Source organism: Mycobacterium sp. ST-F2 (assembly GCF_001905655.1).
GTDB lineage: Bacteria > Actinomycetota > Actinomycetes > Mycobacteriales > Mycobacteriaceae > Mycobacterium.
In genome coordinates this window covers 73,684-82,110 of the sequence record NZ_JMHT01000021.1, presented here as the reverse complement: position 1 = coordinate 82,110, position 8,427 = coordinate 73,684, and the positions used below count along the sequence as shown (strand labels likewise).

General features: G+C 67.7%; 7 protein-coding genes. All 7 read left to right on the top strand.

Annotated features, from left to right (window positions below; all coding sequences use genetic code 11):
• Positions 1-370: 370 nt before the first annotated feature.
• On the top strand, positions 371-943 hold the full coding sequence (locus tag EB75_RS09270) for a PadR family transcriptional regulator (protein ID WP_020099852.1): 573 nt from the start codon (positions 371-373) through the stop codon (positions 941-943).
• A 53-nt stretch (positions 944-996) separates the two neighbouring features.
• Positions 997-2,085 carry an inositol-3-phosphate synthase gene (locus EB75_RS09265; protein ID WP_073695126.1) on the top strand — a complete coding sequence of 363 codons (1,089 nt, stop codon included), beginning with the start codon at positions 997-999 and terminating at the stop codon, positions 2,083-2,085.
• 188 nt (positions 2,086-2,273) lie between these two features.
• Positions 2,274-2,837 (top strand): alkyl hydroperoxide reductase subunit C, encoded by a 564-nt coding sequence (ahpC, locus tag EB75_RS09260; protein WP_073695125.1) that lies wholly within the window; start codon positions 2,274-2,276, stop codon positions 2,835-2,837.
• A 118-nt stretch (positions 2,838-2,955) separates the two neighbouring features.
• Entirely contained in the window at positions 2,956-4,524 is a 1,569-nt protein-coding gene (gene ahpF / locus EB75_RS09255) for an alkyl hydroperoxide reductase subunit F (protein ID WP_073695134.1), read from the top strand.
• An 88-nt stretch (positions 4,525-4,612) separates the two neighbouring features.
• Complete coding sequence (locus tag EB75_RS09250; RefSeq protein ID WP_073695124.1) at positions 4,613-6,679, top strand: PhoX family protein; 2,067 nt, start codon at positions 4,613-4,615, stop codon at positions 6,677-6,679.
• A gap of 22 nt (positions 6,680-6,701) precedes the next feature.
• Complete coding sequence (locus EB75_RS09245; protein ID WP_073695123.1) at positions 6,702-7,625, top strand: Rv0045c family esterase; 924 nt, start codon at positions 6,702-6,704, stop codon at positions 7,623-7,625.
• Positions 7,626-7,634: 9 nt separating this feature from the next.
• Positions 7,635-8,417, top strand: coding sequence for an LLM class F420-dependent oxidoreductase (locus EB75_RS09240; protein ID WP_073695122.1), 783 nt, complete (start codon positions 7,635-7,637; stop codon positions 8,415-8,417).
• Positions 8,418-8,427: the final 10 nt, after the last annotated feature.

Here is an 8,427-nt window from a genome sequence, read left to right as displayed (position 1 = left end):
GCCCACCTCAGCCCCGTCCCCGAATTCCCACCACCCCAGGGGACTTAGCCTCATTCAGGACGTGTGCAGCGACGCACGACCATTCCCACCGTCCGTGCGCACCGCACCCCGGCTGATCGCGGGTCGTCGGCTCGGCCAGCCGAAGTCTGGTAAAGCATGCGAGAGCCCGCAGAACGGCTCCTAATCGGCGAGCGGCGGTCGCCGATCGCCGAGACCACCCTGTCGTTCCAAGAGGCTACCGAGCCTGAATCATCTCCATGTGCGCAGTCGATTGGCCCCGTATATATCGGCGCGATACTATGGCGCGAGGTGTTGAAGCGTCCTAGCGCTCAATATGCGTTGCCGTCAATTCATGTCGGGAGGTGACACTGTGCTGGAGCTGGCCATCCTGGGGCTTCTGCTGGAGTCCCCCATGCACGGCTATGAGCTGCGCAAACGGCTGACCGGACTGCTGGGTGCGTTCCGTGCGTTCTCGTACGGCTCGCTCTACCCGGCGCTGCGCCGCATGCAGGCCGACGGCCTGATCGTCGAAGATGCGGCGCCGCTCGGTTCGACCAAGGTGCGCCGCGCCCGCCGCGTCTACCAACTGACCGACGCCGGCAAGCAACGGTTCACCGAGCTCGTCGCCGACACCGGCCCCCAGAACTACACCGATGACGGATTCGGTGTGCACTTGGCGTTCTTCAACCGGACGCCCGCCGAGGCCAGGATGCGAATCCTGGAAGGGCGGCGCCGTCAGGTCGAGGAGCGTCGCGAAGGTCTGCGCGAGGCGATCGCACGGGCCAGCAGTTCACTCGACCGCTACACCCGCCAGCTGCATCAGCTCGGGCTCGAGTCCAGTGAGCGCGAAGTGAAATGGCTCAACGAGCTGATAGCTGCCGAGCGCGTGGCAACCGCCGGACCGACGGCACCGCCGTCACAAGGCCACGCCGACCAAACCTGAGCGCACGCGCCCCCGGCGAATGCACTGAAAGAGTAGGAAAAGGAGACCGTCACATGTCTGAGTCGAACGAGGTACGCGTCGCAATCGTCGGCGTGGGCAACTGCGCGGCATCGCTCGTGCAGGGCGTGCAGTACTACCAGGACGCCGACGAAAACTCGACCGTCCCGGGTCTGATGCACGTCAAGTTCGGCCCGTACCACGTGCGCGACGTGAAGTTCGTCGCCGCGTTCGACGTGGACGCCAAGAAGGTCGGCTTCGACCTCTCCGAGGCCATCGGCGCCTCCGAGAACAACACCATCAAGATCGCCGACGTGCCGCCGACCGACGTCATCGTGCAGCGCGGCCCGACCCTCGACGGCATCGGCAAGTACTACGCCGACACCATCGAGGTCTCCGACGCCGAGCCCGTCGACGTGGTCAAGGCCCTCAAGGACGCGAACGTCGACGTCCTGGTCTCCTACCTGCCCGTCGGCTCCGAAGAGGCCGACAAGTTCTACGCGCAGTGCGCCATCGACGCCAAGGTCGCGTTCGTCAACGCCCTGCCCGTGTTCATCGCCTCCGACCCGGAGTGGGCCAAGAAGTTCGAGGACGCCGGCGTGCCGATCGTCGGTGACGACATCAAGAGCCAGGTCGGCGCGACCATCACCCACCGCGTGATGGCCAAGCTGTTCGAGGATCGCGGCGTCACGCTGGACCGCACCTACCAGCTGAACGTCGGCGGCAACATGGACTTCAAGAACATGCTCGAGCGCGAGCGCCTGGAGTCGAAGAAGGTCTCCAAGACCCAGGCCGTCACCTCGAACCTGACCGGCTCGCTGGCCGACAAGGTCTACGACAAGAACGTGCACATCGGCCCGTCGGACTACGTCGCGTGGCTCGACGACCGCAAGTGGGCGTACGTCCGCCTCGAGGGTCGCGCCTTCGGTGACGTGCCGCTGAACCTGGAGTACAAGCTCGAGGTCTGGGACTCCCCCAACTCGGCCGGCATCATCATCGACGCCGTGCGCGCCGCCAAGATCGCCAAGGACCGCGGCCTCGGTGGCCCGATCCTGCCGGCCTCGGCCTACCTGATGAAGAGCCCGCCGGAGCAGGTCGCCGACGACCTCGCGCGCGCTCAGCTGGAAGCCTTCATCGAGGGGTAGTTTTTCGACGTCAGAGTGGGCGGCCAGGTGAAACCTGGCCGCCCACTTGGCGTTTGGGGCGTCGGGACCGTCAGGCCGGCGGTTGTGAGACTGGCCACAACAGCCCTCTTTAAACTGGAATTAGTCCAGAAAATGGCACTAGGGTGGGCTCCGTAAAGACATCCGACAGTGACCTGAGAGAGGTTCCCGTGGCCCTGATCAACAAGCAGATCAAGCCGTTCTCCGCGACCGCGTACAAGAACGGCACCTTCATCCCCGTGTCCGAAGCCGACATCGCGGGCAAGTGGGCCATCTTCCTCTTCTACCCGGCCGACTTCACGTTCGTCTGCCCGACAGAGCTCGGCGACCTCGCCGACCACTACGACGAGCTGCAGCAGCTCGGCGTCGAGGTGTTCTCGGTGTCCACCGACACCCACTTCACCCACAAGGCGTGGCACGACTCGTCCGACACCATCGGCAAGATCAAGTTCGCGATGATCGGCGACCCCACCCTGCGCATCAGCACCGACTTCGAGGTGCTGCGTGAGGACGAGGGCCTGGCCGACCGCGGCACCTTCCTGGTCGACCCCGACGGCATCATCCAGTTCACCGAGGTCACCGCCGAGGGCATCGGCCGCAACGCCGCCGAGCTGGTCCGCAAGGTCAAGGCCGCGCAGTACGTGCGCAACCACCCGGGCGAGGTCTGCCCGGCCAAGTGGGAAGAGGGCGAAGAGACCCTGGCCCCGTCGCTGGAACTCGTCGGCAAGATCTAGTTTTCACTGCTGGTCGGCGGTACGGGCTCCGGCCCGTACCGCTGTCCAGAAGTCTTCGCCCCCAACATCTTTCGGGCCACACCGGCCCACCATTCCTATTTCGATGGAGTTGATCCGCATGCTCGACACCGCACTCGCCGGCCAATTGAAGTCCCTGCTGGAGCGGCTGACCGTGCCCATCGAGCTGGTGTCCTCCCTCGATGACGGTCCCAAGTCCGCCGAGCTGGCCGGCCTGCTCACCGAGATCGCGGCAATGTCGGACAAGATCACCTACTCCCGGGCCGACGACGACGCCCGCCGGCCGTCGTTCGCCATCCGCCGCACCGGCACCGATGTCGAGGTCCGGTTCGCCGGCATCCCCCTCGGCCACGAGTTCTCCTCGCTGGCCCTGGCGCTGCTGCAGGTCGGCGGATACCCGTCGAAGGAAGCCCCCGAGCTGCTCGAGCAGGTGCGGAGCCTCGACGCCGACCTGCACTTCGAGACCTACTTCTCGCTGTCCTGCCAGAACTGCCCCGACGTGGTGCAGGCCCTGAACCTGATGGCGATCCTCAACCCGCGCATCAGCCACGTCGCGATCGACGGCGCGCTGTTCAAGGACGAGGTCGAACAGCGCAAGGTGCTGGCGGTCCCGACCGTCTTCCTGAACGGTGAGGTGTTCGACTCGGGCCGCATGACCCTCGAGCAGATCATCGGCAAGGTCGACGTCGGCGCCGCGCAGCGCACCGCCGAGGCCATCGCCGAGAAGGACCCCTTCGACGTCCTGGTCGTCGGCGGTGGACCGGCCGGGGCCGCGGCCGCAATCTACGCCGCCCGCAAGGGAATTCGCACCGGCGTGGTCGCCGAGCGGTTCGGCGGTCAGGTGCTCGACACCATGGCCATCGAGAACTACATCTCCGTCCCGCACACCGAAGGACCCAAGTACGCCGCGGCGCTGGAAGCCCACGTCGGCGAGTACGACGTCGACGTCATCAAGACCCAGCGCGGCGCGAAGCTGCTGCCGGCGATCGACGAAGGCGGCCTCATCGAGATCGCGCTGGAGAGCGGCGCCTCGCTGACGGCCCGCACCGTCATCCTCGCGACCGGCGCCCGCTGGCGCGCGATGGACGTGCCCGGCGAGGCCGACTACCGCAACAAGGGCGTCACCTACTGCCCGCATTGCGACGGACCGCTGTTCAAGGGCAAGCGCGTCGCCGTCGTCGGCGGCGGCAACTCCGGCGTCGAGGCCGCGATCGACCTCGCCGGCGTCGTCTCCCATGTGACGCTCATCGAGTTCGACTCGGTGCTGCGCGCCGACGAGGTGCTGCAGCGCAAACTGCGCAGCCTGCCCAACGTCGACATCCTGCTGAGCACGCTGACCACCGAGGTCCTCGGCGACGGCGACCAGGTGACCGGCCTGACCTACCAGGACCGCACCACCGGCGAGTCGCACCAGCTGGACCTGCAGGGCGTCTTCGTCCAGATCGGCCTGCTGCCCAACACCGAGTGGCTGGAGGGCAGCGTCGAGCTGTCCAAGCGCGGCGAGATCGTCGTCGACGAGCGTGGCCAGACATCGGTCCCCGGCGTGTTCGCCGCCGGCGACTGCACGACGGTGCCGTTCAAGCAGATCGTCATCGCGGCGGGAGCCGGTGCGACAGCAGCGCTCTCGGCGTTCGATCACCTGATCCGGACCACCGCCCCGGTCGGCTAGGCACTTCGTCCGGGTCGGGCGCGGGCGTTCCCAGCAGTTCACCAGTTCTTTCCCAGCTGCTGGTTCAGCTGTCATAGGTTCCAGCATCGTGGCCCTGTTTCCGCTGAACCTGCTCCTGACCCACGACGGCCGGTCGTCGCGCCAGCACGTCACGTGCCGCCACAAGTGTGGCGACGCGTGCTCGAAGCCGCTGCCGAACACCAGCGACAACGAGTACTTCGGTGACATCGCGCAGGCCGTGTCCCGACGGTCGATGCTCCGCGCGACCGGCATCGCGGTGCTCGCCGTCGGCGCCGGTCCCGCCCTGGCCGCGTGCGGCCGCGACGAGCAGCCCGCCGCAGGCACCTCGTCCGCTGCGCCCTCGTCGACACCGCCCGGCATGCGATTCGCCGCGGTCGCACCCAACCGCGAGGACGCCGTCGTCATCCCCGAGGGCTACCGGCAGTCCGTGGTCATCAGCTGGGGTGACCCCGTGCTGCCGGGCGCGCCGAAATTCGACGTGACGGCGCAGACCGCCGCGGCGCAGCGCGGCCAGTTCGGGTTCAACAACGACTTCGCCGGGCTGCTACCGATCCCCGACCGGCCCGGCCACTTCCTGCTGGTGACCAACTTCGAGTACGTCACACCGCAATTCATGTTCCCCGGCTACGACCCCAAGCACCCGACCCGCGAGCAGTTCGACATCGAGATCGCCGCCATGGGCATGGGCGTCGTGGAAGTCGCGCGCACCCCCGACGGCCTCAAACCGGTTCTGGGCCCGTACAACCGACGCATCACCGTCGACACCCCGTTCACCCTGACCGGACCCGCGGCGGGCACCGACTTCGTCAAGACAGCTGCCGACCCGACCGGCAGACGCGTGGCGGGCACCATGGCCAACTGCTCCGGCGGCATAACCCCTTGGGGCACAGTGCTTTCCGGCGAGGAGAACTTCCAGGGCTACTTCGGCGCACCGGCCGGCACCGCGCCTGCCACCCCGGCAGACGCGACCCGCCTCGCCCGCTACGGCATCGAGCTCAAGCCGTCCGAGATGCTCTGGGAGACCTTCGATCCGCGGTTCGACGTGGCCGCGACGCCGGGCGAGGTCAACCGGTTCGGCTACATCGTCGAACTCAATCCGTGGGACCCGAACTCCACCCCGGTGAAACACACTGCGCTGGGCCGCTTCCGGCACGAAGCCGCCAACATCTACGTCACTGCCGACGGCACCGTCGTCGCCTACAGCGGCGACGACGAGCGCTTCGACTACATGTACAAATTCGTGTCCAGCAAGAAGATTCAGCCCGGCCGCGAGCCGGCGGCGATGGCGCACAACATGACCATCCTCGACGAAGGCACCTTGTACGTCGCCAAGCTGTCCAGCGACATCCCCGCCGCCGAGATCGACGGCACCGGGAAGTTGCCGAGCACGGGTGCGTTCCGCGGCACCGGAACCTGGCTGCCGTTGCTGCGGTCCGGCCCCGAGGGTCGGGCCGAATCACTGGTGCCCGGGATCAGCGCGGCGGAGGCCGCGGTGTTCACCCGCTTCGCCGCCGACAAGGCCGGCGCCACCAAGATGGACCGGCCCGAGGACTTCGAAGCCGACCCGAAGACCGGCAAGCTGTACGTCGCCCTCACCAACAACTCCAAGCGCGGCGCGGAGGGCAAACCGGGCCCCGATGCGCCGAATCCGCGCAACGACAACAAGAACGGCCAGATTCTCGAGATCGTCGACAACCACGCCGGCACCGACTTCACGTGGGAGCTGCTGTTGGTCTGCGGCGACCCCGCCGCCGCCGACACCTACTACGCGGGGTTCGACAAGACCAAGGTCAGCCCGATTTCCTGCCCGGACAACCTGGCCTTCGACAGCCACGGCAACCTCTGGATCGCCACCGACGGTAATGCGTTGAAGTCCAACGACGGACTGTTCGCCGTCGCGCTGAGCGGCCCGAACCGCGGGGAGACCAAGCAGTTCCTCACCGTGCCGCTCGGCGCCGAGACGTGCGGCCCCGTCGTCACCGACGACCTCGTCACGGTCTGCGTCCAGCACCCCGGCGAGCACGACGACAAGAGCATCGACAACCCGGTCTCGCGGTGGCCCGAGGGCGGCAACGGCACCGCACGCCCCTCTGTGGTGGCGGTGTGGAAGGACAACGGAACGATCGGCAGCTGAGCACGCCTCGCCGCCGGGGGTAATGTCCGCAGACGTGGCCCTCGAGATTTCTGACGACGAACTGCTGACGCTCAACGAGTTCGCGCTGCTGCCCGAGAACGCCGAGCAGATCGGCGCCGACGGCCCGCTGCCGACGGTGTCGCGGATCGAGGACGGGCCCATCAGCCTGCTGAAGTGGGGCGTCGCGGAGCCCGAAGTGGTGTTCCTGCACGGCGGCGGACAGAACGCGCACACCTGGGACACCGTGATCCTGGGCCTCGGAGTGCCGGCGCTGGCGATCGATCTGCCCGGGCATGGGCGGTCGGCCTGGCGCGAGGACGGCGACTACGGGCCGAAGCTGAACGCGTCGACCGTGGCCCCGGTGATTCGGCGCCACGCGCCGTCGGCCCGGCTGGTGGTCGGGATGTCGCTGGGTGGGCTGACGGCGCTGCGGATCGCCGCGACCGAACCTGCGTTGGTACCCGAGCTGGTGCTCGTGGACGTCACGCCGTCGGCGCCGGAACGGCACGAGCAGATGACGCAGGCTCAGCTGGGTGCCGTCGCGCTGGTGAGGGGCGACCGGAGCTTCCCCAGTTTCGCCGCGATGCTCGACGTCACCGTGGCCGCGTCGCCGCACCGCAGCCGGAACTCGCTGCGCCGCGGCGTCTTTCACAATGCCAAGCAACTCGACGACGGCACCTGGACGTGGCGGTACGACTCGTTGACGCGAGGAGACGGCTACTCGAACTTCAACGGACTGTGGGACGACGTCCCGTCCATCACCATGCCGACGACGCTCGTGCGAGGCGCGAAGTCGTACTTCGTCAACGACGATGATGCCGCCGCGTTCGCGGCCGGGGCGCCGGGTTTCCAGCGGACCCACATCGTGGCCGACTCGGGTCATTCGGTGCAGGGCGACCAGCCCGCCGCACTCGTCGACATTCTGCGGGGCGTCCTCGGCGGTTAGCGTGGGGTCATGACCCAACCCATCCGCATCGGCGTTCAACTGCAGCCCCAGCACTCCCCCAACTACGGCCTGATGCGCGACGCGGTCCGGCGCGCCGAGGACCTCGGCGTCGACGTCGCCTTCAACTGGGACCACTTCTTCCCGCTGTACGGCGACCCCGACGGCGCGCACTACGAATGCTGGACCATGCTGGGCGCCTGGGCCGAGCAGACCTCGCGCATCGAGATCGGCGCCCTAGTGAGCTGTAACTCGTACCGCAATCCGGAACTGCTGGCCGACATGGCGCGGACGGTCGACAACATCTCGGACGGCCGGCTGATCCTGGGCATCGGCTCGGGCTGGAAAGAGAAGGACTACGACGAGTACGGCTACGAATTCGGTACGGCCGGAAGCAGACTCGACGACCTGGCGGCCGCCATGCCGCGCATCGTGTCGCGCCTGGGCAAGCTGAACCCACAGCCGGTGCGCGACATTCCGATCCTCATCGGCGGCCAGGGCGAGCGCAAGACGCTGCGGCTCGTCGCGGAGTACGCGCAGATCTGGCACAGCTTCACCACCGCGGCGACGTACCCGGAGAAGGCCGCCGTGCTGGACCGGCATTGCGCCGACGTCGGCCGCGACCCGAACACCATCGTCCGCTCGGCCGGCGTGGACAACAGCGGCGACGGCCTGATCGCCAATGCCGAAGCGCTTACCGCACTCGGGGTTTCGTTGCTGACCGTCGGGGTCAACGGCCCCGACTACGATCTGGGCCACGCCGAAGCCCTGTGCCGCTGGCGCGACAGCCGGTAGCCGGCGCTGC

What these genes read in the sequence shown, in the direction of transcription:
- EB75_RS09265 (WP_073695126.1), top strand. Translation starts at nt 997, where the DNA reads ATGTCTGAGTCGAACGAGGTACGCGTCGCAATCGTCGGCGTGGGCAAC.
- ahpF (WP_073695134.1), top strand. Translation starts at nt 2,956, where the DNA reads ATGCTCGACACCGCACTCGCCGGCCAATTGAAGTCCCTGCTGGAGCGG.
- EB75_RS09245 (WP_073695123.1), top strand. Translation starts at nt 6,702, where the DNA reads ATGTCCGCAGACGTGGCCCTCGAGATTTCTGACGACGAACTGCTGACG.
- EB75_RS09240 (WP_073695122.1), top strand. Translation starts at nt 7,635, where the DNA reads ATGACCCAACCCATCCGCATCGGCGTTCAACTGCAGCCCCAGCACTCC.